21 protein-coding genes are annotated in these 24,078 nt (G+C 71.7%); 11 read left to right on the top strand and 10 right to left on the bottom strand.

What is annotated here, in order from left to right; all coding sequences use genetic code 11:
• Positions 1-40 precede the first annotated feature (40 nt).
• Positions 41-829 (bottom strand): ABC transporter permease, encoded by a 789-nt coding sequence (locus tag GT755_RS32240; RefSeq protein ID WP_161483328.1) that lies wholly within the window; start codon positions 827-829, stop codon positions 41-43.
• The gene (locus GT755_RS32235; protein ID WP_161483327.1) at positions 826-1,764 is read right to left on the bottom strand and encodes an ATP-binding cassette domain-containing protein; all 939 of its coding nucleotides are present in this window, start codon (positions 1,762-1,764) and stop codon (positions 826-828) included. Before GT755_RS32235 ends, GT755_RS32240 begins: the two co-directional genes overlap by 4 nt.
• A gap of 57 nt (positions 1,765-1,821) precedes the next feature.
• Between GT755_RS32235 and GT755_RS32230 the strand changes: the two genes are divergently transcribed.
• Positions 1,822-2,583, top strand: a complete 762-nt coding sequence (locus tag GT755_RS32230; protein ID WP_202610736.1) for a TetR/AcrR family transcriptional regulator — start codon at positions 1,822-1,824, stop codon at positions 2,581-2,583.
• Between the two features lie 10 nt (positions 2,584-2,593).
• Here GT755_RS32230 and GT755_RS32225 read toward each other — a convergent pair whose 3' ends face one another.
• Both GT755_RS32225 and GT755_RS32220 read right to left on the bottom strand, forming a co-directional pair.
• Positions 2,594-3,427, bottom strand: coding sequence for an aldo/keto reductase (locus GT755_RS32225; RefSeq protein WP_328794651.1), 834 nt, complete (start codon positions 3,425-3,427; stop codon positions 2,594-2,596).
• Between the two features lie 16 nt (positions 3,428-3,443).
• Positions 3,444-4,082, bottom strand: coding sequence for a TetR/AcrR family transcriptional regulator (locus tag GT755_RS32220; protein ID WP_161483326.1), 639 nt, complete (start codon positions 4,080-4,082; stop codon positions 3,444-3,446).
• A gap of 72 nt (positions 4,083-4,154) precedes the next feature.
• On the opposite strand from GT755_RS32220, the gene GT755_RS32215 reads away from it, so the two are divergent.
• The gene (locus GT755_RS32215) at positions 4,155-4,604 is read left to right on the top strand and encodes an anthrone oxygenase family protein (RefSeq protein ID WP_161483325.1); all 450 of its coding nucleotides are present in this window, start codon (positions 4,155-4,157) and stop codon (positions 4,602-4,604) included.
• 73 nt (positions 4,605-4,677) lie between these two features.
• On the opposite strand, the gene GT755_RS32210 is transcribed toward GT755_RS32215, so the two are convergent.
• The 3 genes from GT755_RS32210 to GT755_RS32200 all read right to left on the bottom strand — a co-directional run bounded on the left by GT755_RS32210 (position 4,678) and on the right by GT755_RS32200 (position 7,344).
• The gene (locus tag GT755_RS32210) at positions 4,678-5,577 is read right to left on the bottom strand and encodes a hypothetical protein (RefSeq protein ID WP_161483324.1); all 900 of its coding nucleotides are present in this window, start codon (positions 5,575-5,577) and stop codon (positions 4,678-4,680) included.
• Positions 5,578-5,744: 167 nt separating this feature from the next.
• Positions 5,745-6,293: a GNAT family N-acetyltransferase gene (locus GT755_RS32205; RefSeq protein WP_161483323.1), complete on the bottom strand. Its 549-nt coding sequence runs from the start codon at positions 6,291-6,293 to the stop codon at positions 5,745-5,747.
• A 10-nt stretch (positions 6,294-6,303) separates the two neighbouring features.
• Positions 6,304-7,344: a Gfo/Idh/MocA family protein gene (locus tag GT755_RS32200; protein ID WP_161483322.1), complete on the bottom strand. Its 1,041-nt coding sequence runs from the start codon at positions 7,342-7,344 to the stop codon at positions 6,304-6,306.
• A 249-nt stretch (positions 7,345-7,593) separates the two neighbouring features.
• On the opposite strand from GT755_RS32200, the gene GT755_RS32195 reads away from it, so the two are divergent.
• From GT755_RS32195 to GT755_RS32185, 3 genes are all read left to right on the top strand, one after another.
• On the top strand, positions 7,594-8,871 hold the full coding sequence (locus GT755_RS32195; protein WP_161483321.1) for an ABC transporter substrate-binding protein: 1,278 nt from the start codon (positions 7,594-7,596) through the stop codon (positions 8,869-8,871).
• 61 nt (positions 8,872-8,932) lie between these two features.
• The gene (locus tag GT755_RS32190; protein ID WP_202610735.1) at positions 8,933-9,811 is read left to right on the top strand and encodes a carbohydrate ABC transporter permease; all 879 of its coding nucleotides are present in this window, start codon (positions 8,933-8,935) and stop codon (positions 9,809-9,811) included.
• On the top strand, positions 9,808-10,641 hold the full coding sequence (locus GT755_RS32185) for a carbohydrate ABC transporter permease (RefSeq protein ID WP_202610734.1): 834 nt from the start codon (positions 9,808-9,810) through the stop codon (positions 10,639-10,641). The genes GT755_RS32190 and GT755_RS32185 overlap by 4 nt, the downstream gene beginning before the upstream one ends.
• A gap of 35 nt (positions 10,642-10,676) precedes the next feature.
• Here GT755_RS32185 and GT755_RS32180 read toward each other — a convergent pair whose 3' ends face one another.
• Positions 10,677-11,429 carry a GntR family transcriptional regulator gene (locus GT755_RS32180; RefSeq protein WP_161483320.1) on the bottom strand — a complete coding sequence of 251 codons (753 nt, stop codon included), beginning with the start codon at positions 11,427-11,429 and terminating at the stop codon, positions 10,677-10,679.
• A gap of 225 nt (positions 11,430-11,654) precedes the next feature.
• Here GT755_RS32180 and GT755_RS32175 point away from each other — a divergent pair, with 225 nt between their 5' ends.
• From GT755_RS32175 to GT755_RS32160, 4 genes are read left to right on the top strand one after another with little or no spacing between them, the layout of a single operon-like run.
• Positions 11,655-13,532 carry a primary-amine oxidase gene (locus GT755_RS32175; protein WP_328794650.1) on the top strand — a complete coding sequence of 626 codons (1,878 nt, stop codon included), beginning with the start codon at positions 11,655-11,657 and terminating at the stop codon, positions 13,530-13,532.
• Positions 13,533-13,554: 22 nt separating this feature from the next.
• Positions 13,555-14,577, top strand: coding sequence for an SIS domain-containing protein (locus GT755_RS32170; protein ID WP_161483318.1), 1,023 nt, complete (start codon positions 13,555-13,557; stop codon positions 14,575-14,577).
• Positions 14,574-15,476, top strand: coding sequence for a BadF/BadG/BcrA/BcrD ATPase family protein (locus GT755_RS32165; RefSeq protein ID WP_202610733.1), 903 nt, complete (start codon positions 14,574-14,576; stop codon positions 15,474-15,476). The genes GT755_RS32170 and GT755_RS32165 overlap by 4 nt, the downstream gene beginning before the upstream one ends.
• Positions 15,473-16,843: an aldehyde dehydrogenase family protein gene (locus GT755_RS32160; protein WP_161483317.1), complete on the top strand. Its 1,371-nt coding sequence runs from the start codon at positions 15,473-15,475 to the stop codon at positions 16,841-16,843. Before GT755_RS32165 ends, GT755_RS32160 begins: the two co-directional genes overlap by 4 nt.
• A gap of 200 nt (positions 16,844-17,043) precedes the next feature.
• On the opposite strand, the gene GT755_RS41425 is transcribed toward GT755_RS32160, so the two are convergent.
• Positions 17,044-18,006, bottom strand: a complete 963-nt coding sequence (locus GT755_RS41425; protein WP_328794648.1) for a TetR/AcrR family transcriptional regulator C-terminal domain-containing protein — start codon at positions 18,004-18,006, stop codon at positions 17,044-17,046.
• A gap of 146 nt (positions 18,007-18,152) precedes the next feature.
• Here GT755_RS41425 and GT755_RS32150 point away from each other — a divergent pair, with 146 nt between their 5' ends.
• Positions 18,153-19,778: a carboxylesterase/lipase family protein gene (locus GT755_RS32150; RefSeq protein WP_161483316.1), complete on the top strand. Its 1,626-nt coding sequence runs from the start codon at positions 18,153-18,155 to the stop codon at positions 19,776-19,778.
• Between the two features lie 43 nt (positions 19,779-19,821).
• Here the strand turns inward: GT755_RS32150 and GT755_RS32145 are convergent, their stop codons facing one another.
• On the bottom strand, positions 19,822-22,062 hold the full coding sequence (locus GT755_RS32145; RefSeq protein WP_161483315.1) for a S8 family serine peptidase: 2,241 nt from the start codon (positions 22,060-22,062) through the stop codon (positions 19,822-19,824).
• A gap of 78 nt (positions 22,063-22,140) precedes the next feature.
• Between GT755_RS32145 and GT755_RS32140 the strand changes: the two genes are divergently transcribed.
• Positions 22,141-24,078, top strand: a complete 1,938-nt coding sequence (locus tag GT755_RS32140) for a HEAT repeat domain-containing protein (protein ID WP_161483314.1) — start codon at positions 22,141-22,143, stop codon at positions 24,076-24,078.

The raw sequence follows: 24,078 nt of genomic DNA, 5'->3' as shown, positions 1-24,078 counted from the left end.
GACGTTAATCTCTCCGATGCAGGTCAGGGCGAGAGCGCTCTCAGCGCCGGTGGGCACGCAGCGACAGCGGCACGAAGATCGCCAGCAGCGCGGCCGACCAGAGCAGGACGGCGGCCACGGGGTGCGCGAGCGGCCACGCCGGGTCTCCGGCCGGCGCGCCCGGGTTGCCGAACAGCTCCCGCGCGGCGGCGGTGAGCGCGCTCACCGGGTTCCAGTCGGCCAGGAAGCGCAACCAGCCCGGCATGCCGCCGGTCGGCACGAACGCGTTCGACACCATCGTGAACGGCAGGAAGAGCGGCACCAGCGCGTCGGCGACCCGGTCGTCGCGCACCGCCAGGCCCGCGTAGACGCCCGCCCACGCCAGCGCGTACCGCAACACCACCATCAGCAGCACCGCCTGGGCCGCCGGGCCGGGCCCGAGGTGCGCCCGCCATCCCACCAGCAGGCCCGCGGCCACCATGACGGCCAGCATCAGCAGGCCGACGAGCAGGTCGGCGCCGGTTTGCCCGAACGGCACCGCCGAGCGTGCCATCGGCAGGGAGCGGAAGCGGTCCATCACCCCGCGGGAGGCGTCGGCGGCCGTGCGCGTCATGACCCCCATCACCGAGGAGAAGGTCACCATCGCGAACAGGCCGGGCATCAGGTACTCGCGGTAGTCGCCGCCGCCCGGCACCTGGATCGCGCTGCCGAAGACGTACCCGAACAGCACCACCATGACGGCCGGGAACATCAGCGCCGCGACGAGTTCGCCGGGGTCGTGCCGCAGCCGCCCCAGCTCGCGGCCGACCAGGGTCAGCCCGTCGGCCAAGGCCCACCGCAGGCGGGTCATCGGACCGGCTCCTCGGTGAGGCGCAGGAACACCTCGTCGAGGGTGGGACGGCGCAGCCGCACGTCGGCGGCGGCCACCCCGGCGCGGTCGAGTTCGCGCACGACACCGGCCAGCCGGAGGCCGCCGCCGGGCAGGGCGACGCTGAGCCGGTCGTCGCCGGTGGTGGTGGGGTCGGTTCCGGCCAGGCCCCTGAGCACGGCCGCCGCCGGGCGCAGGGCGGCGGGGTCTTCGACGACGACGTCGAGGCGGTCGCCGATCGTGGCCTTCAGCTCGTCGGGGGTGCCCGTGGCGATCACCCGGCCGTGGTCCACGACGGTGACGTCGTCGGCCAGCCGGTCGGCCTCGTCGAGGTACTGCGTGGTGAGCAGCACCGTGGTGCCGTCGGCCACGAGTTCGCGGACCGCGTCCCAGATCTCGCCCCGGCCGCGCGGGTCGAGGCCGGTGGTGGGTTCGTCCAGGAAGAGCACCTCCGGACGCCGGACGAGGCTGGCGATCAGGTCGAGGCGGCGGCGCATGCCGCCGGAGTAGCCGCCGACCCGCCGGTCGGCGGCCTCGGTCAGGCCGAAGCGGTCGAGCAGCTCGTCGGCCCGCCGGTGCGCCTCACGCCGGGACAGGTGGGACAGGCGCCCGAACATGCGCAGGTTGGCGCGGCCGGTGAGCTTCTCGTCCACGGCGGCGTACTGGCCCGCCAGCCCGATCCGGGCGCGGACCTCCCCCGCCTGGCGGACGACGTCGTGTCCGGCGACGCGGGCGTGCCCGGCGTCGGGGGCGGACAACGTCGCCAGCACCCGCACGGCGGTCGTCTTCCCGGCGCCGTTGGGCCCGAGCACCGCGCAGACCGTTCCCCTCCGGACCCGCAGATCCAGGCCCCGCAGGGCGTGGACGCCGCCGAAGGACTTGCGCAGCCCTTCGGCGACCACGATCGCATCTGTCATGACCCCTCCACTGAGTACGTTGTACGCAATTGCGGCCAGGTTAGGCCACCGAGTACGATGTACGCAATTGGCGAGGAGGAGACGGTGGGCGACGCCGAGTACGTGAACATCTGGACGCTGCCCGAGCGCCCCGCCCGGGGGCCGAAACCCGTCTACAGCCGCGCCCAGATCACCGAGGCCGCGATCCGGATCGCCGACGCCGAAGGGCTGGAGGCCGCCACCATGCGGCGCATCGCCGCCGAGATCGGCGCGGGCGCGATGTCCCTCTACCGGTACGTCCCGAGCCGCGACAACCTGATCGAGCTCATGGCCGACCGGCTGATGGGCGAGATCGACCTCACGGGTGTGCCCTCGGGCGACTGGCGCGCCGACCTGACCCGCTACGCCGACGGGCTCCGGGCCATGTGGCGGGCGCATCCGTGGATCGCCGCCGTGCAGCGCTCACTCCCCGGCCTGGGCCCCAACCAGCTGCTGCTGATCGAACGCCTGATGGGGGTGCTCGATCCGCTGGTCCCCATCGACGAGAACCTCGGCCTCATGGCATTGCTGAACGGCTACGTCGAGGGCGCCGTCCGCGAGGAGATCAGCGCGGCCGAGGAGCTGCGCCGCAGCGGGCTCAGCGAGGCGGAGTGGATGGCGCGCGGCCACGCGCACGTCGACCGGCTGGTGAAGAGCGGGGACTACCCGATCTTCACCAAGATCGTGATGGAGGCCCGCCGGCCCCACCTCAGCCGCGACGACCAGTTCCGGCACGGCCTGCGCCGGGTCCTCGACTGCGTCGCCGCGGCCCTCCCGCCGACGGCACAGCCGGCGGGATAGCGGCCTGCGGTCAGTGGCCGAACGTGTCGGAGTCGACGGCCGCCGACTCGCCCTGGTCGAGGGCGCTGATCGCGGCGATCTGCTGCGGGGTGAGGCTGAAGTCGAAGACCGCGAGGTTCTCGCGGAGCCGCTCGGGGCTCGACGACTTCGGGATGGTCACCAGGCCGAGCTCGACGTTCCAGCGGAGGATCACCTGCGCGGGCGTCCGGCCGACCTCCTCGGCGACGGCCGCGATCTCCGGCCGGTTCAGCACGTCGGCGCCCTGGCCGCCCAGGGGTGACCACGACTCGGTCACGATGCCGTGGGACTGGTGGTAGGCGCGCGCCTCGTCCCGGGTGACCGCCGGGCTGAGCTGGATCTGGTTGACGTCGGGCACCACGCCGGTCTCGGTGATGAGGCGGTCGAGGTGGGCCGGCTTGAAGTTCGAGGTGCCGATCGCCGGGAGGCGGCCGTCCTGCAGCAGGTCGACCAGCCCCTCGAAGGCCGCGACGTAGCGGTCGTGGCCCGGGTTGGGCCAGTGGATGAGCAGCAGGTCGGCGTAGTCGAGGCCGAGCCGGTCGAGACTGGCCTGGTAGGCCTGCGGGACCAGGTCGCGGCCGTGCCAGCGGCGGTCGAACTTGGTGGTGACGAAGAGCTCTTCGCGGGCGATGCCCGAGGCCTTGATGCCGCGGCCGACGCCGGTCTCGTTGCCGTAGGCCTCGGCCGTGTCGATGAGCCGGTAGCCGGCCTCGATCGCGGTGGCGACGGCACGTTCGGCCTGCGCGTCGTTCATGGGCCAGGTGCCCAGGCCGAGCCGCGGCATGTCGGCGCCGTGTGCCAGCCGGACGGTGGGAGTCGTGATCACGGCCGCAGTCTAGGCGTCAGGCCAGGAGGGTGTCGCGGAGCACGCGGGACAACCAGTCGCGGCACCGCTCCGGGGTCCAGCCGGCGATCTCCGTCAGGTGCTCGAACACCTCAAGGGAGGTCAGCGCGTAGATGTGGGCGGCGGCCTCCTCGACGGTCAGGCCGTCGCGCAGCGCGCCGACCTCCTTCAGGTGGGCCGCCGGGCCGTGGCCGCCGGTCAGCCGCTGGCGTTCGGTGGTGGCCAGCAGGTCGGCCAGGCCGGCGTCGGTGGCCGCCGCCGCGCGCAGGACGCGGTGGACGGGGCCGACCCGCTCGTAGATCTCGACGGCCATGGCGGCGTAGGCGGCGAGCTTCTTCTCCGGGTCGGGTTCGGCGATGATCACCCGCACCTGGGGACGCTCGCTCTGGGGCACGGGCTCGGCGTCACCGGCGAGGGTGACGTCCCAGACCAGTTTGGCCAGGCCGGGCTTGCCGCCGGGGCTCGACGTGTAGAGCGTCTGCACCACCACGCCCGCCGCCCGAGCGACGTCGGCCATGGTCGTGGCGGCGTAACCGCGTTCGAGCATGAGGGTCCGGGCCGCCGCGGCGATGCGCTCGCGGGTGGCGCGCGCGTTCTCCTGGCGGACGCCGCTGACGTACCGGCGCTTCTGGTTCATCGGTCACCCACATATTGACTTTAATCGATTCAAATGAAATGGTGCGCTTCCAGTCGATTATGGGGGGTGCCGATGTTCGAAGCCGTCCGGACCGGGGCGACGGCCCTGCTCGGGGTGTTCGCCGGGGGCCTGGTGTTCACCGCGCTCGCGCCGTCGCTGCGCTCGCTGCCGGGCCCCGCCTACGTGCGTTACTGGCAGACCTTGAACGCCGACTACGGGCGGGCCATGCCGGTGCTGCTGCTGACGTGCCTGGCGCTGATGGCGGCGACGTGCGTCATGGCTTACTCGCGCGGCGGGCCGGGGTTCTGGCTGAGCGTCGGCGCGGTGGTGCTGGTCGTCGCGGTGATCGTGCTCACGGTGACGCGCCTCGACGCGCTGAACCGGCTCGCCGACTCGTGGAATCCCGACCTGCTGCCGGTCGATTGGGCGCGGGCGCGGGCGGAATGGTGGAACCTCCATCTCGTCCGCACGGCGATGGCCGTCGCCGGATTCCTCCTCCTGCTGCTCGCCCGGGCACGGTAATTCATCGCCTGCAATTACCGGAGAAACAGCGGAGCCCTTTCACGGGAAAAGGGCTCCGCGTTTATCTATATGGTCAGCCCGGCGGGAAGGCGCCGTTCTTGGCGACCGGCAGGGCCAACTGGTTGGCGCCGGTCAGCACGGCCTGCTCCGGCGGGAGATTGGCGAGCACGGGGTTGATGTGCCGCAGGGTCAGGCCGACCTGGGGCGTGGCGGCGACGTTCAGGTCGAACTTCTCCAGGTCGATCCACCGCACGATGTTGAAGATCTCGGCGGGGATGTTGTCACCGGCCTTCTGCACCGGCACGCACAACTGGCGGGCGTAGGTGACCTGGGCGGCGTGGTTGGGGATCACCGGTACCAGGACGGGGTTGAGCTGGCGCAGGCCGAGCTGCGTGCCGAGCGCGGCGTTCGGCTGGATGCCGTAGCACTTCAGGTCGATGTGCCGGACCAGTTTCAGCACGTCGTCCGGGGGGATCGCGTTGTTCTTGATGACCGGCACGCAGAGCTGCTGCGGGGAGTTCATGCTGATCTGCGTGCGCGGGAAGCCCTGGAACAACGGGTTGAGGTGGCTGAGGACCAACCCGGTGTTCACGGTGGTGCCGGAGATCCGGTAGCACGCCAGATCGATGAAGCGGATGAAGTCGAGCGCAGGCGACGGCGGCACCTGGTTGTTCTTGGCGACCGGGACGCACAGCTGCTCGCGCGGGCCGAGCGTGACGGTCTCGATCGGCAGGTTGGCGAGCACCGGGTTGATGTGCCGCAGCGTGAGCGTGGTGGCCGGCGGCTGGTACTGGCTGGTCTTGAAGCATTCCAGGTCGAGGTACGCCGTCAGGTCCTTCGGCGTCGGCAGCGCGACGGCGGTGGCGGGCGGGGCGCACAGGAACGCCACGGAGAGCAGGGCGACGGTGACGGACGCGACGCGGCGGAGCGTCGTTTTCCGGCGCTTGTGGATTCCGATTACGGCTCGGTCCATTGCGGCTCCAAATTTGAGGGGTCAGGCCTCCTTGACCATGAGTGTGAGCCGCGGTCGACGCACTTTCAATTTACCGTCGCCACTTTTTTTCGCATGCTGTTTCCGGACCGTCATGCAAGGGAGTTAACATCACACAGAAAGCGCTGTGAGGTCCGGCCATATAACATTTAGACGTCCGGGAGAGAAGGGTCGGGAGTCCAGGGGGCCGGCGCGGTGACGGCCCAGCGTTCGTGGTCGCGCCAGGCGCCGTCGATGTAGAGGTAGTCGGGCGACAGGCCCTCGTACCGGAAGCCCAGACGCCGGACCACCGCCAGCGACGCCGTGTTGCCCGGCTGGACGTTGGCCTCCAGCCGGTGCAGTCTCAGCTCCTCGAAGGCGTACCGCAGGACGAGGGTGAGGCCTTCGGTCATGTACCCCCGCCCCGCCGACGGCGCGAACGCCGCGTAGCCGAGGGACGCGCCCTGGTACCGCCCGCGGATGATCGAGTTGATGTTGACCATGCCGGCGGCGGCGCCGGTCTCCCTGACCCGGATCAGGAAGCCCAGGTTGGCGCCGCCGTCGAAGCGGCGCATCCAGTCCTGGAACGCCTCGGGGGTCGCGGGCAGCTGCATCCACGGGGTGTGGAGGCCGGCGCTGGCCGCGACGAGGGAGCAGAACTCGTCCTGGTCGGCGACGGTGAACGGGGAGAGCTCCACCCGTGACGGCGTTTCGGACATGCACCGAACCTTAGGCCCTGTGCTGAACCGGCTCCCAGCGGCCCGTCTTCATCGACCGGTAGCAGGCGTCGATGATCCGGTTGACGACCACGCCGTCGTCGAAGGTCTCCAGCGGCGTCTCGCCCGCCGCGAAGCAGTCGACGAAGTGCCGCATCTGCTGGGAGAAGCCGTAGGCCCGGGTCTCCTCCGGCACCGGGTAGACCCAGCCGGTGTCCGCGTCGGCCTTCTCCACCAGGTAGCCGACGGGCTGGGTGATGAAGCCCCACACGGGCGTCGAGGCGGTGTCGGTGACCAGGCGGCCGGCGCTGCCGACGAACTCGTGGCGCAGCTGCATGCCGCCCTTCTCCACCCACGACGACTCGATCGAGGCGACCTGGCCGCCGGCGAACTTCAGCAGCGCGATGGCGGTGTCCTCGCCGGTGGTCTTGTCCTTGTGGGCCAGCGTCGCGCCCCACGCGAAGACCTCGACGACCGGGTTGTCCTTGCCGAAGAAGTGCCGGGCCGACTCGACGGTGTGGCAGCCCATGTCCAGCAGCGCGCCGCCGCCGGCCGTCTCGGCGTCCCAGAAGTGGGGGGCATGCGGGCCGGAGTGGCCCTCGCGGGCGCGCATCCAGAGCACGTCGCCGATGCCGCCGGCCTCGACGATCTCGTGGGCCTTGGCGATGTTGGGCGAGAAGACCGAGCTCTCGGCGTAGCCGTGCCAGATGCCGGCGTCGGTCACCACCTTGAGGATCTCCTCGGCCTCGGGGCCGGTGCGCGCGAGCGGCTTGGTGCACACCACGCCCTTGCCGGCGGCGGCCACGTGGCGCACCGCCTCCAGGTGCACCTCGTTGGGCAGCGCGACGACGACGAGGTCCACGGCCGGGTCCTCGCACAACGCCTTCATGGTCTCGTGTGGTCTCGTGTTGCGTCCCGGTCGGGCGGCGAAAGCGGCGGCCCTCTCGGGGGATCGGGAGTAGTGCGCGACGAGCTCCGCACCCTTCACGTCGTCGAGTGCGTCGGCATAACACTCACCGATAAACCCTGCACCGAGCAGGCCGACACCGATCATCTGGTCCTCCGGACGCGGTTCCAGGCGGCAAAGGGCACGCCGTGGTTCGAAAGGTAGCATCACCGTAAACCAAAGCAATACCTCTTGTTACCACGCAGGTCGTCTGTGTACGCTGCCGCATCAGGCGCTGGCCTTCATGAGAAAGATGTCCCGACGCGAGCCACGGCCGTCCGCGTCTCGCTCTGGGAGCCACGCGATGACAACGAAGCGAGAGGCAACCCCATGCATGCAATACGTGCATCCGTTGCGTTGGTCGCGGCAGCGGCTGCCGTCCTGACCGCGGCCTGCGCGCCGTCGGCGACACCTGTCACCACCGGCGGGAGCGCCGCCCCGGCCGCCGCCGGGGAGAAGACCGTGCTCACCCTGGGCAGCTGGCGCACCGAGGACCTGGCGATGTGGGAGGACGAGATCCTCCCCGCCTTCGAGAAGTCCCACCCGGACATCGACGTGAAGTTCGCCGCCACCAACACCAACGAGTACAACGCGGCGATCCAGTCGCAGGTGGACGGCGGCACCGGCCCCGACCTCATCACCTGCCGGCCCTACGACGTGAACCGCTCGTGGATCAAGAAGGGCTACTTCGAGAAGCTCGACGGCAAGCCGATGCTGGAGGCGTTCGAGCCGCTGGCCCTCGACCCGTGGTCGGACGACGCGGGCAGCCGCTACTGCCTGCCGACCGCCGCCGTGCTGGCCGGCTTCTACTACAACAAGGACATCTTCGCCGAGCTGGGCCTGCAGGTGCCGACCACCCAGGACGAGTTCCTGGCCGTGCTCAAGAAGATCAAGGACAACGGCAAGTACACGCCGCTCGCGGTCGGCTCGTCGGAGTCGTGGCAGCTCGCGTACAACGGCCTCTACAGCATCGGCCCGGTCTACTGGAAGGGCGAGGAGGGCCGGCAAGGCCTGATCAAGGGCACCAAGAAGGTCACCGACCCCGACTTCCAGAAGGCCTTCGACGCGTTCGCCGCGTGGAAGCCCTACCTGCCCAAGGGCTTCGAGAGCCTGAAGTACCCGGACATGACGCAGCTGTTCACGCTCGGCAAGGCCGCGATCCTGCCCGACGGCTCCTGGAACATCAACCAGGTCGCCGTCGACGGGCTCAACGTCGGCGTCTTCGGCCCGCCGACCGACGTGCCCGGTGGTGACCGCTACCTCCAGGAGATGCCCGACATGGCCATCGGCATCAGCGCGGCCAGCAAGAACAAGGCCGCCGCCGAGGAGTTCCTGGCCTGGACGGCCACCCCCGAGTTCCTGGAGCTGTACGTCAACAAGCTGCCCGGCTTCTTCTCCATGGCCAAGCAGCCCGTGACGTACACCAACCCGCTCGCGCAGGCCTTCGCCGACCTGAAGAACGGCGCCAAGCTCACCCCGCGCCTCGGCCTCGACCGGCTCAGCGCCGGCACTCCCCCGTTCGACGACGAGGTGTGGCGCGTGCTCCAGCTCATGCTCAACGAGGACCTCAGCACGCAGAAGGCGACCGAGGAACTCCAGAAGGGCCTGGCCAGCTGGTACACGCCGCAGCAGTGAGAACCGTGCCGGGCCCCCTCCCTCGGGGCCCGGCACCCTTCTGCGATCCGAAAGGCACGTCTTGAACCGGGCCCACTACCGCTACTTCCTCGTGTTCACCCTGCCCGCCCTCGCGGTCTACGTGGTGTTCGCGGCGCTCCCGCTGGTGAACTCCATCTGGTACAGCCTGTACGACACCGACTCGGGCGTCGCCAGGTTCGTCGGCCTGGAGAACTACGTCTACCTGTTCACCAACCCGACGACCAGCGAGCGCTTCTGGAACGCGCTGACCAACAACCTGGAGTTCTTCGCCATCCACCTGGTCGTGGAGGTGCCGCTCGGGCTGCTGCTGGCCGCGCTGCTCACCTCCGGCAGGCTGCGCCGGTCGACGGGCCTCTACCGGACGCTGCTGTTCATCCCGACCACGTTGTCGGTGGTGATCGTCGGCTTCGTGTGGCGGCTCATCATCAACCCGCTGTGGGGCCTGGTCGACTTCCCGCTGCTCGGCGACGAGCGCACCGCGCTGCCGACCATCTCGCTGATGTCGGTCTGGCAGTACGTCGGCATCCCCATGATCTTCCTGTACGCCGCCCTGCTGGCCGTGCCGAACGACGTGCTGGAGGCCGCCCGGGTCGAGGGGTCGGGCGCCTGGTCGACGTTCTGGCGGGTGAAGTTCCCGCTGATCGCGCCGCAGTTCGGGCTGATCGCGATCCTGACGTACATCTGGACCTTCAACGGCTTCGACCTGGTCTTCGCCCTGAACGGCTCGGCCCCCGGGCCCAACTACAGCACCGACATCCTCGGCACGCTGTTCTACCGCACCTTCTTCGGATCGAGCGGGCAACTCTCCGACCTCGACCTGGGCGCGACCGTGGCCAGCGTGATCTTCCTGATCATCCTGGTCGTCACCGCGGCCTACTTCGGGCTGCTGCACCGCCGTCTCAGGAGTTACGAACTGTGAGAATCAACCGAGACCGCGCCGGGTCGCTCGTGACGCACGCGCTGCTGATCTTCTTCGCGCTGCTCGCGGTCGCGCCCATCCTGGTGATCGTGGTCAACTCGTTCAAGACCACGCCGGGCATCTTCGGCCAGCCGTTCGCCCTGCCGAACGCCGAGACCTTCAGCCTCGGCGGCTACGAGCGGGTGTTCACGCGCGGGCAGTTCGTCACCAACTACGGCAACAGCCTCATCGTCACGGTGGGGGCCACGGTGGCCACGCTGGTGCTGGCGACACTGGCCGCCTTCGCGCTGACGGAGTACAAGGTGCGGTTCGCGCCGCTCGTGGGCGGCTTCTTCGTGCTGGGCATCATGTTGCCGATCCGCCTCGGCACCGTGCCGATCATCAAGACGATGATCTCCTGGCAGCTCATGGACACGCTGGTCGCGCTGGTGCTGGTCTACACGGCGATGAGCCTGCCGCTGGCGATCGCGCTGCTGATGACCTATTTCAAGGCGGTGCCGGCGGCGGTGAAGGAGGCCGCGCGCATCGACGGCGCGGGCGAGCTGCGCACCCTGTCGATCACGCTGCCGATGGTGCGGCCGGGCCTGGCGGCGGTGGCGTCGGTGACGATGTTGCCGATCTGGAACGACCTGTGGTTCCCGCTCATCCTCGCGCCGAGCAAGGAGAACCAGACGGTGACGCTCGGCGTGCAGCAGTTCGTGGGGCAGTTCCTCAACGACTACCCGGCGCTGCTCGGCGCGCTCACGCTGGGCGCGGTGCCGCTGATCGTGCTGTTCGTGGTCTTCTCGCGGCAGTTCATCCAGGGTCTGAGCGCGGGCATCGGCAAGTGAACGGGCCCGTGGTGGAAGGCTCAGTCGTGGAAGGCTCAGCGCTGGAAACTCGTGCGCAGCCGGTAGCGGTCGCCCCGGTAGCAGACCATCGAGGAGAACAGCGGGGTGTCGTTGGCGCCGTAGACGAGCTGGCGCATCACCAGCACCGGCTTGCCGACCTCCAGCTGCAGGTGACCGGCGAGGTGGTCGTCGGACTCGCGGGCCTCGATGGTGGCGTTGGCGCGGGCCGGGTGGAGGCCGACGGAGGCGATCTGCTCGTAGAGGGAACCGGCGGTGAAGTCGAGCTCGGCGAAGCCGGGCACCAGCCCGGCCGGGATGCGGGTCAGGTCGAGCGCGGTCGGCACGCCGTTGAGCAGGCGCACCCGCTCCAGCACGAACAGCGGGGTGCCCGGCGCGATGGACAGTTGCTCGGCCTCGTCGAGGTCGGCCGGCACCACCTCGTGGCGCAGCACGGTCGAGCTGGGCGTCAGGCCCATCTGGCGGGCGGTCTCGGTGAACGACTCCAGGCTGTTGGGCCACTCGCGGGCGGGTGCTCCGGCGCTCGGCGCGACGTACCAGCCCCGGCCGTGGGAAGGGCTGAGGATGCCCTCTTCGACCAGGGTGCGCAGCGCCTTGCGCAGGGTGACCCGGCTGATGCCGAGCCGTTCGCACAACTCGCGCTCGGGGGGCAGCCGGCCGCCGGGCTTGAGCACGCCGGTGCCCAGCTGTTCCTTGATGAGGTTCACCGCCTGGATCCACAGCGGCTCGGGGTGATCGGCGTGGATCGACGGCGACGTCGGGGCGTTCACGCTCGCATTATCGCGGAACCACCCTCCGGTACGCAAACCACAGAAGACCAGATGAGTCCTGGTTTAACTCGGCCGGATATCCCGACAAACCTGTAGCCAACGGCATGAACAGGCAGATCCGTCTGCCGTTACGGTCGCCCGAATCCAGCTATTCGGTATCTCTGCGCCTCTATTGGTATGGCGTGGTACACCTATGGTACTAATCTGGTCATGAGAGGAGTCATCGTGAGGGAACACAGCACACTTCGCGCCGAGGAGATATCGGCGGCGCGCGAGATCCTCGTCCGCGAGGGCCTGCTGAACGAGACGACCCACGTGTCGTACCTGGGCCTGAAGGAGCAGGACAAGCGCAGGCCGGCGGGGGCGCGCGAGTTGCGGGCGATGCTCGTCGACATGGCCGACGGCCGCTCCCACGACGTGGTGGTCCGCCCGTCGGAGGACGCCCTGGTGTCGGTGACCGAGCTCGACCCGGCCGTCGACGGCCAGGTGCCGGTCGTCATGCTGGAGTTCGCGATGGTCGAGGCGATCGTGCACGCCGACGAGCGCTGGCTCGCGGCCATGCGCCGCCGCGGCCTGACCGACCTGTCCAAGCTGCGCGTGCAACCGCTGTCGGCCGGCCGGGCGATGACCGAGGACGAGAAGGGCCGCCGCCTCCAGCGCACCCTGACCTTCCTGCAGAAGGACGAGCACGACCTGCCCTGGGCCCATCCGGTCGACGGCGTCGTCGCCTACGTGGACGTCATCGAGAAGACCGTCGTCGAGGTGCTCGACAACGCCGTCCTGGACGTCCCGCAGGAGGACGGCAACTTCCACCTCGCCTCCTATGTCGGCGAGACCAGGCAGGGCCTCAAGCCGATCGAGATCACCCAGCCGCACGGCCCCAGCTTCACCGTCGACGACGACCACGTGCTCGACTGGCTCGGCTGGAAGGTCCAGGTCTGCTTCGACTCGCGCGAGGGCCTGGTGCTGCGCGACCTGTCGATCAACGATCGCAAGGTCGTCGACCGCGCCTCCATCGCCGAGATGGTCGTCCCGTACGCCGACCCCAGCCCCCAGCGCTGGTTCCAGACCTTCTTCGACGGCGGCGAGTACCTGCTCGGCAACTTCGCCAACTCCCTCAAGCTCGGCTGCGACTGCCTCGGCGAGATCACCTACCTGGACGCCGTGGTCGCCGACAACGCCGGCCACCCGCGCGTGATCCCCCAGGCGATCTGCATCCACGAAGAGGACGCCGGGGTGCTCTGGAAGCACACCAGCCACTTCACCAACTCCAGCGAGGTGCGCCGCAACCGCCGCCTGGTGATCTCGTTCTTCGTCACCGTCGGCAACTACGACTACGGCTTCTACTGGTACCTCTATCTCGACGGCACGATCGAGCTGGAGGTCAAGGCCACCGGCGTCGTGTTCACCTCGGGCCACCCGAACCCCGGCGGCGACTACGCCTACGCCACCGAGGTCGCCCCCGGCCTGGGCGCCCCGCACCACCAGCACCTGTTCAGCGCCCGCCTGGAGATGGCCGTCGACGGCCCCGCCAACTACGTCGAGGAGATCGACGCCGTCGCGGTGCCGCGCGGCCCGGAGAACCCGACCGGCACCGGCATCACCCAGCAGGTCACCCGCCTGCGCAGGGAGAGCGACGCCCCCCGCCTGGCCGACGGCCGGCGCGGCCGGGTCTGGCGCGTGGGCAACCCCGCGGTGCAGAACCGCCTCGGCAAGGACGTCGCCTACGTGCTGCACCCGGAGGGCATGCCGGTCCTGCTGGCCGACACCGAGTCGGACCTGTACGGCCGGGCCGTGTTCGCCTCGGGCCACCTGTGGGTCACCGCCTACGACCCCGCCGAGCTCTATCCGGCCGGTGACCTGGTCAACCAGCATCCCGGCGGGGCGGGCATGCCCGCCTGGGTGGCCGCCGACCGCGACATCGACGGCGCGCCGATCGTGCTCTGGCACACCTTCGGCATGACGCACTTCCCGCGCCCGGAGGACTGGCCGGTCATGCCGGTGGACACCACCGGTTTCAAGCTCAAGCCATCCGGCTTCTTCGGCCGCAACCCGACGCTGGACATCCCGGCGTCCGGCGGCGCCACGCACTGCCATTCGTGACTCATCGACATCTGGGGAAAGCATGTCAACGCCGAAAGAAGGCCACATCTCCTTCGCGTCCGCGCGGGCCGGTCAGGTCGCCGCGCTGCGGACCGCGATCGAGCGGCTGAGCAGGGACGTCACGGTCCGGCAGGCCGAGGGCTGGTTCCGGGGAGACGGCCCGATCTTCGTCGCCATCGGGGCCAGCCACGCCGCCGCCTGCGCGCCGGTCTGGACGCTGCGCAGCCGGGGCGTGCACTCCTGGCGGCTGAGCGCGGGCGACCACCCGCTGCCGTTCCCGCGCAGCGGGCACCCGCTGGTCGCGGTGTCGCAGAGCGGGCGCAGCAGCGAGACGCTGGCCGTGCTCGGCACCGTCGACCCCGATCTGCGGTACGCGGTCACCAACGCCGCCCCCTCGCCGATCGCCGACCTGGCCGGGCGCGGCGTGTCGCTGGGCGGCATCCCCGACAGCTACGCCTCGACGATCGGCTACACCGCGACCGTCGTCGCCCTCGGGATGATCGCCGAAGCGTGGGACGGCGGGACCGTCGACCCGACGTGGTCGCTGCTGCCCGGCCACCTCGACGCCCTGGAGAGCGGCCTGGCCGGACGGGCCGGGGAGCTGGCGGCGCCGTTCGCCGCCTCGCGGGCCGGTGACTTCGTGGGCGGCGGGCCCTCCGCCGGGTCGGCCGAGGCCGGGGCGCTGCTGTTCCGCGAGACGGTCCGGCTGCCGGCCGCCGCGATGAGCACCCGCCAGTACCTGCACGGCGCGATGGAGTCGGCGGGCGACACCGTGCACGTGCTGTTCGGCGACGACCGCGAGCTGAGCCTGGCCCGCACGCTGGCCGCCGCGAACCACCCGGTGATCCTGGTGACCTCCGCCGACGTCGAGCCCGGACCTTCGCTGCAGGTGGTCCGGCTGCCCGGCGTGTCGCCGAACCAGCGGGCGGTGCTGGAGGCGTTCGTGCTCCAGGCGCTCGTGGCCCGGACGGCCGAGGACGCCGGCGTCGACATCGAGGAGTTCGTGTTCGACAACGCCGACACGAAGGTCGGAGCCGCGCTGTGACGGTACTGGCCGGTCTGGACATCGGCGGCACCAAGACCCACCTGCGGTTCGAGACCCCGGACGGCCGGGTGCTGGCCGACGTGGTCGACCCGACCGACACGTGGTCGGCCACGCCCGTCGACCAGGCGGCCCGGTGGATCGCCGGCCTGGTCGAGCGGCACCGCCCGGCGGGGACCGTGCTGGCGGCGGTCGCCGTGGGCGCGCAGGGGTGCGACGACGAGCACCACTGCGCCGAGTTGTCGCACGCGTTGTCGGCGGCGGCCGGGGTCCCGGCCGAGGTCACCAACGACGCCGCGCTGCTGGTCCCGGCGGCCGGGCTGACCTCGGGCATCGGCGTCATCGCCGGCACCGGCTCGATCGCCGTGGCGGTCCGGCCCGGCGGCGGGCTGATGTTCGCCGGCGGCTGGGGCTGGGTCATCGGCGACGAGGGCAGCGCGCCCGCCCTCGTCCGCGAGGCCGTGCGGGCCGCGCTGACCAGGAACGACACCGGCGACGGCGGCGACGTGCTGCTGGCGCTGCTGATCGAGGCGTTCGGGGTGCCCGACGCGGTCGGGCTGGCCCGCAGCGTCAACGACGTCCCGACGGCCGAGCACTGGGCGCCGAAGGCCCCGGCCGTCTTCGCCGCCGCCGCCCGGGGTTCGGCCGACGCGCGCGCCGTCATCCGGGCGGGCGCCGAGAGCCTGGCCCACCTGGTCGGCGTGCTGGCCGCCCGGGGCGCGGGCGGCACCGACGTCGTCGCGGCGGGCGGGGTCATGACGGGCCAGCCCGACCTGTTCTCGGCCTTCCGCGACGCGGTCACCCGGGACCATCCGGGGCTGACCGTCCATCTGCTGAGCGAACCCCCTGTCACCGGCGCGGTCGCGCTCGCCCGGCGTCTCCAACCTGAGGAGCAGACATGAATTCAAGGGACAAATCGACCGGCGAGACGCTCGGCTCGGTGACCGAGTCGACGGTCTCCGACGTCGACGCCGCGGTCGGCCGCGCCGCCGCCGCCCAGCCCGCCTGGGCCGCGCTCCCCTACACCGACCGCGCCGCCGCGCTGCGCACGGCCGCCGCCCGGCTGGAGGCCAGGGCGGCGCAGGTGCGCGACCTGATCGTGCGCGAGACGGGGTGCATCCCCGGCAAGGCCGACTACGAGATCGGCGCCGCCGTCGGCGAGCTGCACGCCGCCGCCGCGCTGGCCGCCCGGCCCGTCGGCGAGGTGCTGCCCTCCAACCACGCGGGCCGCTTCAGCCTGGCCGAACGCCTCCCCCTCGGCGTGGTCGCCGCGATCACGCCGTGGAACTTCCCGCTGGTCCTGGGCATGCGGGTGGTCGCACCCGCGCTCGCCCTGGGCAACACGGTGGTGCTGAAGCCGTCCCCGGAGACGCCGCTGAGCGGCGGCTCGTTGTTCGCCGACCTGTTCGACGGCGACGTGCTCCAGATCGTGCAGGGCGGCCCGGAGGTGGGCGAACGCCTGGTCACCCACCCGGACACCGCGATGGTGCACTTCACCGGCTCCACCACGGTCGGCCGTGCCATCGCCGCCCAGGCGGGCGGCCTGCTGAAGAAGGTGTCGCTGGAACTGGGCGGCAACAACGCCCTGGTCGTGCTGGACGACGCCGACCTGGAGCAAGCCGCGATGATCGGCGCCTGGTCGAGCTTCCACTACCAGGGCCAGACCTGCATCACGGCCGGACGCCACATCGTCCAGGCCGGCATCGCCGAGGCCTACGTCGCCGAGCTGACGCGGCGGGCGGCGGCCATCAAGGTCGGCGACCCGTTCACCGAGGCGGTCGGCCTCGGCCCGATGATCAACGAGCGCCAGTTCACCCGCGCGGCGGAGATGGTGTCGGAGGCCGTGGCAGGCGGCGCGTCGGTGCTCACCGGCGGGCCGGGCGAGCCCCCGTTCTTCCGGCCCGCCGTGGTGACCTCGGTCGACACGGGCATGCGGCTCTGGCGGGAGGAGATCTTCGCCCCGGTCGCGCCCGTGCTGGTCGTGGCCGACGAGGAGGAGGCGATCCGGGTCGTCAACGACACCGAATACGGCCTGGTCAACTCGGTCGTGACGGCCGACCTGCGACGCGGCCTGTCGGTGGCCCGCCGGTTGCGCGGCGGCATGGTCCACGTCAACGACGCCACCCCGCAGGACGAGGCGGGCGTCCCGTTCGGCGGGATCGGCCAGTCGGGCCTGGGCGGCCGGTCGGGCGGCGACGACAACCTGGAGGAGTTCACCACCCGGCGCTGGCTGACCACGACCGACCTGCCCGTCCACTACCCCTACTGACCCCGTCGGGGGAAGACCGGCCGGTCTTCCCCCGACCCTGTTCTAGAGAGGCGAACCAGCAGGCCACCGAGGGGGCCGGCCCAGGTGGCGCGAGCCGCCACAGGCCGGCCGAGGTCGATCAGCGGGCGGCCTCGCCGTGGGAGCGCAGGTCGGCGCGGCCGTCCTGCCCGCCGCCCACTGGTGGTGGAGCACGCACCACCTCATCGGCGCTTGCCGGAGCAGAGCGGTGCGATGCCGTCGAGCATGCGCTGGAGCCCGAACTCGAAGAGGGTGTCGAGGGACAGGTCCACGTCGTCCCGGACCAGCAGCCCGGCCATGAGCGGGAAGGATCCGGCGCGCATGGCCACGGCCAGCGCGTTCCCCTGGGTGCGCAGCCACTCGTCGTCGGTCAGGCCGGTGTCCTGCTCGGCCTCGGCCTCCCGCTCCAGGTGGACGGCCGTGCCCCGGACGAATCCGGCCACCGTGGCGGCGACGTGGATCATCGTGAGCGGGTCGAGTCCCTGATCGGAGACCGCGCGCATCGTCCATTCGGTGTGCGCGATCGCGTTCGGCGCCAGCAGCGGCCTGGTCAGCGACACCACATGGGCCAGCCACGGATGCCGCCGGTACATCGCCCACTGGACGCGGCACACCAGTTCCAGCCGGGCGCGCCAGTCGCCGCCCGGCCGGGCCGGTAGCCGGTCTTCGGCGAACGCGGCGTCCGCCATCAGCGTCACGAGATGGTTCTTGCCGCGGACGTGGCGATAGAGCGCCATCGTCGCCACGTCGAGGTCGGTGGCGATGCGACGCATCGTGGCGGCGGCCAGGCCTTCGGCGTCGGCGATCGTGGTGGCGGTGCGCACGATGCGCTCGGTGAAGACGTCGGCGTCGCTCCGTCCGGCGATCCGGCGCTCCTCCGGGCGGGCCGTCCGGCGCGGTCGACCGGGCGTGACCACCGTGCCGACGCCGGGCACGGGTTCGACCAGGCCCTCGTTCCGCAGCGCGGCGAGCACCTTGGACGCGGTGGCCATCGCGACGCCCCATTCCCGGACGATCTGCCGGGTGGACGGGACACGGTCGCCGGGAGCGAGCACGCCGGTGATGATCCGGCGGCGCAGCTCCGCGGTGATCCGCGCGGACGCGGGCTCCGCGTGCTCCCGTACCGCGCCGTCGTCGTTCACCACGAGATCTCCCGACCGTCCTAGTGCACCGGCACGCCGTGCAGCCTAACCCGATGCGGTGCACTAGTGCCCTTCTTGGCCGGATCCTCATGTGGCCAGCAAGCTGGCGGCCGAGCGCGTACCGGGTTCACACGACACAGGAGGCACGGATGGGCGACACGAAGCGGTGCTGGGCGGGTGTCGGCGCGATCGTGGCCGGGCTGGCGTCCGTCCTCTCGGGCGCGGCGGCGGGCACGACGGACCGGGGCGGCGATCCGGCCGTGGTCCGCACGGCCCAGGGCGCGGTGCGGGGCACGGTCGCCGCCGACCACCGCTCCTTCCGGGGCATTCCCTACGCCGAACCGGTGGACAGGACGCTGCGCTGGCGGTCACCGCAGCCGATGGAACCGTGGAAGGGCGTGCGTGACGCCAGAAAGCCCGCTCGCGGGTGTGCCCAGCCGCAAGGGCTGCCGATGGACCGGCCCAGCGACGCCGAGGACTGCCTCTACCTGAACGTCACCACCCCGGCGCAGCATCCGGACGGGCCGCTGAAGCCGGTGGTGGTGTGGCTCCACGGCGGGCACTTCTTCCTCGGGCAGGGGGACACCTGGGGCGGCCGCACGATGGCCGTGCAGGGCGACGTCGTGGTGGTCACGGTGAACTACCGCCTGGGCCCCCTGGGGTTCCTGACCCATCCCGGCCTGGAGCCGTCACCCGCCGCTCCCGGGAACCTCGGCATCGAGGACCAGCAGGCCGCGCTGCGCTGGGTGCGGGCCAACGCGGCGGCGTTCGGCGGCGACCCGGCCAACGTGACACTCGCCGGGCAGTCGGCCGGTGCGACCGGCGTCTGCGCCCATCTCGCGGCGCCGGGGTCCAAGGGACTGTTCCACCGAGCGGTCCTGCAGAGCAACTCCTGCGCCACCCCCCTGCGCACCCGCGAGGAAGCGGTGGCGGGTGCCGAGGCGCTCGTGGAAAGGACCGGGTGTGACGAGGACCCGGCCGGTGTGGCGGCATGCCTGCGCGAACTGCCGGCCCGGAAGCTGATCGAGGCCGCCGGCTTCCCGGGCGAGTCCGCCTGGGAACCCGGGCCGGTGGCCGGCGGCCCCGTGCTCCCGGTCGATCCCGCCGAGGCGGTGGCGACGGGGCGGTTCCACCGGGTGCCCGTCCTCATCGGGGCCACCCGTGACGAGTACCGCGCCCACGTGTGGGGCATGGAGCGCACCCACATGCTGTGCACGCCCGGCCGGAAGCGTCCCTGCGCTCTCACCGCCGACCAGTACCGGGAGCAGATCAGGGCCGCCTTCGGTGCGGACGCCGGCAAGGTCCTCGCCCGCTACCCGCTGGACGACCACGACACCCCGTCAGAAGCGCTGTCGGCCGCCATGACCGACGTCCAGTACGCCTTGCCGATCCTGGACACGGCGCGTGCCCTCAGCCGGTACGTCCCGACCTACATGTACGAGTTCGCCGACCGGGACGCCCCCTTCTTCACCGAGGCGGCCCGGGTGACCTTCGCGACCGGGGCGTACCACACGGCCGAGCTGCCCTACCTGTTCGACGTCGGCTACGCGCAGCCTCCCACGGCCGCGCAGGAGGACCTCTCCGACACGATGGTCGGCTACTGGACGAGCTTCGCGCACGACGGCGACCCCAACCGCCGCGGGCTGCCGTCCTGGCCGCGGTTCGACACCCGGGCGGGGCACGTGCAGCGCCTGGCCACGGGGCCGGAGGGCGTCGGGCGCGCCGACTTCGCCCGCGCCCACCACCTCGGCTTCTGGCGCTCCCTGACGAGCTGATCGCCTGAGACCCGCCCGCCGCGGCGCGGGCGGGCCCTCGAAGTCAGGACGCGAGCAGGCGCAGTTCGGAGAGCTGGGCGGCCGGCCAGGCCGTGTTGCCGGTGAACGTCAGGCGCACGTACCGGACGTTCGTCATGTTGAACCCGACTGTCACCGGCGACGCGCCGAACGTGTAGGCGCGGGAGGCGACGATCGGGACGTAGGTGCTCCCGTCGTTGCCGCCCGAGACGGCGATCGTCTGGGTGCGGGCCGGCCAGCCGGGCGGCAGGGTCAGCTCGGCCTGGTGGATCTTGACCGGTGCTCCCAGGTCGACGGTGTAGGTCTGCGGGAAGGCGTTGTTGTTGCTCTCCCAGTACGTCGCGGTGTTGCCGTCGACGGCGTTGCCGGGCACGTAGCCCTGCACGTGGGAGGCGGTGACCGGGCGGCCCTGAGCGGCGTTCTTGCCGGTGGCCGAGAACGCCTCGATCTCGGCGATCTTCAGCGTGGGCGACCAGGGGCCGGCCGGAAACTGGAGCGCCACGCAACATCCGTGGACGGGCGGCAGGGTGACGGTCACCTTGTTGCCCGTGGCGGGGTTGAAGGGGTAGTCCGCCTCGGGGACGACGGTGGAGTAGTCGCTGAACCCCTCGTAGGCGGCGCGGACCGCGAACCGCAGCGTGCGGGCCGGTTCGCCCGCCGGGAGGGTGACGGTCACCTTGTCGAAGGTGCGCCGCCCGCCGGTGAAGGCCAGGTTGATGTTGGCGAACACCCGGTCGGAGGGCACCTCCCAGTACGTCGCCGGGTCGCCGTCGACCGTCATGTAGCCCCAGTGGTCGGGTGTGCCGGGCAGGCCCACGTTGTAGCCCACGGCCAGCGGCAGCTCCGTGCCCGGCGCGACCGGGTTCGCCAGGGCGAGCTGGACGGCCGCGTACGCGTCCAGCCTCCCGTTGCCCCAGGCGGCGTTCACGTCGCCGGCCGAGGCGCACGAGGTGTCGGGCATCGGCACCGCGCTGTCGTTCAGGACGGTCCTCGTCAGGTCGACCATGCCGCGCAGCCTGGGCACCTCCGACCAGATGAGCGCGACCGTGGCCGCCGTGTGCGGGGAGGCCATCGACGTGCCGCTGGCCACGCCGTAGCCGCCGCCGGGCACCGAGGAGCGCACGTCGACGCCGGGCGCGGCGAGGTCGGGCTTGAACCACGACATGCCCGAACCCCGGCTGGAGAAGGGCGCGATGACGTCGTTCGCGTCGAACGCGCCGGTCGCGTACGCGCCGAGCTGGGCGCCGGGCGAACTGCCGGTCTCACACCCGGGGCCGTCGTTGCCGATGGAGAACGCGGGGAAGATGCCGGCCTGCGTCCACGAGTAGACGACGTCGGAGTACCACTCCGAGTAGCCCATGCCGCCCCACGAGTTGTTGATCACGTCGGGCGCCAGGTCGGGCCGGGGGTTGTTGCCCGAGGCGTCGGTCGGCGCGAGCATCCACTGCCCGGCCAGCAGCAGCGAGGCGGCGGTGCAGGTGGTCGACGGGCACGCCTTGGCGGCGATCCACTTCACGCCCGGGGCGACGCCGACCTGGTTGACGCCGTCGTCGCCGACCATGGTGCCCATCGTGTGGGTGCCGTGCCCGTTGACGTCGCACGGCGCGGACGACGGGCAGCCCCCCTCGGGGTTGTACCAGTTGTAGTCGTGGTTCCCGGCCGCGCCACCGCGGTAGGAGCCGACCAGCGCGGGGTGGTTCCACTGCACGCCGGTGTCGATGCCGGCGACGACGATGCCCTCGCCCTTGGTGCCGTAGCCGCTCCAGACGTCGTCGGCGCGGATCTTCTCGACGTTCCACTCGACACCTGCCATGGCCCCGGCCCGCCGGGCGACGGCGGTGTGCAGCTCGATCGGCTCGTCGGGCTCGATCGCGGTCACCTCGGGGCGGGCGGCGATCCGGTCGATGAGGGCCCGGTCGCCCGTGACCAGGACGGTGTTGGAGATCCAGAACGCGGTGTGGTCGGCGCCGGCGGCCTCGGCCAGCGCCAGGACGTCCTTCTGGGAGGAGGTGGCGACGGCCTTGCGGGCGTCGATGACGTCCACGGGTCCGGTCGCGGCGCTGAGATCGGCCTTTCGCGCGAACCGGACCCAGAAGGAGGTCTCGCCTCCGTCCGCCGCCTCCGCCCGGACCTCGGCCGCGATCTTCGGCGAGGGGGCCGGTTCGGCGTCCGCCGGGCCGGTCGTGACCGTCCAGCCCAGCAGACCGAGTAACAGCAGGTACACGGTCGTCCGGGGCCGGCGGCCTCGAATAGCTGTGATCATCATGTCGGCAGCATATACATGCAATTCGCTAACAAGATTGCGCAATTCTGCCAGAATCAGTCCGTAATATATCCTCCTGGGATGATCTTCGACGGCCTCGACGACATCCCGTGGGGCGAGCTCACCTACGCCTACAACGGCGACTGCGACGTGCCCGCCCTCGTGCGCTCCCTGCTCGTCGAAGAGGAGGCGTTCGCCGCGGCCGACGAGCTCCTCAACGAGCTCTTCCACCAGGGCGGTTTCGTCTGCACGGCCGCCCCGGCGATCCTGCCGTTCCTCGTGGAGGCCGCCGGGTCGCCGCGTGTGCCGTGCCGTCCGGCGGTGCTGGAGATCATCGCGCTCCTGGCGGCCACGGCGGCGGAGGTCGCTCCCCGCTGGCTGGCCCCCGAGTGGCCCCGGGCCTGGACGCGGGCCCGCCCGGGCCTGCTCGCCCTGCTCGCCGACGAGAACCCGGCCGTCCGCGCGGCGGCGATCCGGACACTCGGCGACGACGGCGACGACCCCGACGAGGTGGCCCGCGCGCTGCTCGCGGGGTGGCCCGACCCCGACGTGTCGGTCCGGACCGACACGCTGCTCGCCCTCGGCCACCTCGCCGGGCGCCTCTCGGCGGCGGTCCTGCCCGAGACCCTGGTCTTCCTCCGCGAGCAGGCGGACGGCGCCGACGTCCACCACGCGATGTACGCGGCGCTCGCCCTGGCCAAAGCGCTCCCCGGCCGCCCGATCCGCCCCGCTCCGATCCTCGCGGGGCTCACCGCCGGGCCCGTCGCGCTTCCGCACAGCGCCTTCGCCGCCAACGACCCCGCCGACGTGGCCCGAACCGTGCTGCTCGGCCTGGACGGGCCGGGCGGCGACGCGGTCCGCCTCGCCCTGCTCGCCTCCCCCGACCAGCGCCTGCGGGCCGCAGCGGTGAGCGCGGCGGGCGACACGCTCACCCGCAGGCGCGTGCCCGGCCTGCTCACCGCGCTGCGCGGGTGCGTCGGCGGCCTCGACGATCCGGCTCGTGCCCTGGCGATCCTCGCCGCGCACGCCCGGCGCGAGGACGCCCCCGACGCCGATCTCATGGCCGCCCACCTCGAGGGGCCGGCGGCGTACGTCGCCGTGTGGGGCCTGGCCTGGTCCGGCGACGACCGCGCCGTCCCCCCTCTGGCCAGGCTGCTCACCGGGCGGAAGACGGGCTTCCCGTTCCACACGGTGCGCGGCGGGCGGGTCGGCTTCTGGCCCCGCGAGCCGTCGCTCGGGGAGTTGCTGAGGCCGTGCGCGCCCTGGGCCGGCTCCCTGGTCCCGGTGATCGCCCCGCACCTGAGTGCCGGCTCCGCCGGCGCCTTCCGGCGGGCCCTGCTGGAGATCCTCGCCACATGGGCCGAAACGCGAACCGCCGACGTGGCCCGGGTCGTGCCGGAGCTGACCGCGCTTCTCGACCACGACGACCGGGGCCTGGCCGCCCGCGCGCTGGGCGAGATCGGCCCTGGCGCCGCAGAGGCCGTCCCCCCGCTGGAACGGCTCCTCGGCGCGGATGAGGGGCAGGTGGCCGTCGAGATCGCCTGGGCGCACTTCCGGGTGACCGGTGATCCCGGGCCCGCCCTGCGCGTCCTCGGCCCCCGCCTGGGCGACAACCATCACGTCGCCCGGCGCCTCGGCGACCTGGGCCCGCACGCGGCCGCCCACGTCCCGACGCTGCGGCTGCTGGCCGGCTCCGGGGACGACTGGACGGCCCACGAGGCCGCCCACGCCCTCCTCAAGATCACGGGAGAGGGCGTTCACGTCCTGATGCGGCCCGTCTCCGACCTGCTCGAAGGCCGCCCGAGTGCCGTCGCGCCGGCCGCCGCCCGGGCCCTCACCGGCGTGGGCGAGTTGTCCAGAGGCCATCTGGCGATCATCAGGGCGGTCCTGGCCGACGACCGCCGCCACAGCGACCGGGGCGGGGTCGCCGCGATCAGCGAGGACCTGGAACTGCGCGCCCTGCTCGCCGAACGCCTGCGTCAGGAGGGCGGGACGAGCCCGGCTCGCCCCGCCCTCTAG

This window comes from Herbidospora solisilvae (assembly GCF_009901565.1).
Taxonomy (GTDB): Bacteria; Actinomycetota; Actinomycetes; order Streptosporangiales; family Streptosporangiaceae; genus Herbidospora; species Herbidospora solisilvae.
Note: the sequence above shows the minus strand (reverse complement) of the source record. Positions and strands in the feature narration are given on the sequence as shown.

What these genes read in the sequence shown, in the direction of transcription:
- GT755_RS32170 (WP_161483318.1), top strand. Translation starts at nt 13,555, where the DNA reads ATGTCAACGCCGAAAGAAGGCCACATCTCCTTCGCGTCCGCGCGGGCC.
- GT755_RS32215 (WP_161483325.1), top strand. Translation starts at nt 4,155, where the DNA reads ATGTTCGAAGCCGTCCGGACCGGGGCGACGGCCCTGCTCGGGGTGTTC.
- GT755_RS32150 (WP_161483316.1), top strand. Translation starts at nt 18,153, where the DNA reads ATGGGCGACACGAAGCGGTGCTGGGCGGGTGTCGGCGCGATCGTGGCC.
- GT755_RS32205 (WP_161483323.1), bottom strand. Translation starts at nt 6,293, where the DNA reads ATGTCCGAAACGCCGTCACGGGTGGAGCTCTCCCCGTTCACCGTCGCC.
- GT755_RS32200 (WP_161483322.1), bottom strand. Translation starts at nt 7,344, where the DNA reads ATGATCGGTGTCGGCCTGCTCGGTGCAGGGTTTATCGGTGAGTGTTAT.
- GT755_RS32145 (WP_161483315.1), bottom strand. Translation starts at nt 22,062, where the DNA reads ATGATGATCACAGCTATTCGAGGCCGCCGGCCCCGGACGACCGTGTAC.
- GT755_RS32140 (WP_161483314.1), top strand. Translation starts at nt 22,141, where the DNA reads ATGATCTTCGACGGCCTCGACGACATCCCGTGGGGCGAGCTCACCTAC.
- GT755_RS32230 (WP_202610736.1), top strand. Translation starts at nt 1,822, where the DNA reads ATGTACGCAATTGGCGAGGAGGAGACGGTGGGCGACGCCGAGTACGTG.
- GT755_RS32210 (WP_161483324.1), bottom strand. Translation starts at nt 5,577, where the DNA reads ATGGACCGAGCCGTAATCGGAATCCACAAGCGCCGGAAAACGACGCTC.
- GT755_RS32240 (WP_161483328.1), bottom strand. Translation starts at nt 829, where the DNA reads ATGACCCGCCTGCGGTGGGCCTTGGCCGACGGGCTGACCCTGGTCGGC.
- GT755_RS32220 (WP_161483326.1), bottom strand. Translation starts at nt 4,082, where the DNA reads ATGAACCAGAAGCGCCGGTACGTCAGCGGCGTCCGCCAGGAGAACGCG.
- GT755_RS32235 (WP_161483327.1), bottom strand. Translation starts at nt 1,764, where the DNA reads ATGACAGATGCGATCGTGGTCGCCGAAGGGCTGCGCAAGTCCTTCGGC.
- GT755_RS32160 (WP_161483317.1), top strand. Translation starts at nt 15,473, where the DNA reads ATGAATTCAAGGGACAAATCGACCGGCGAGACGCTCGGCTCGGTGACC.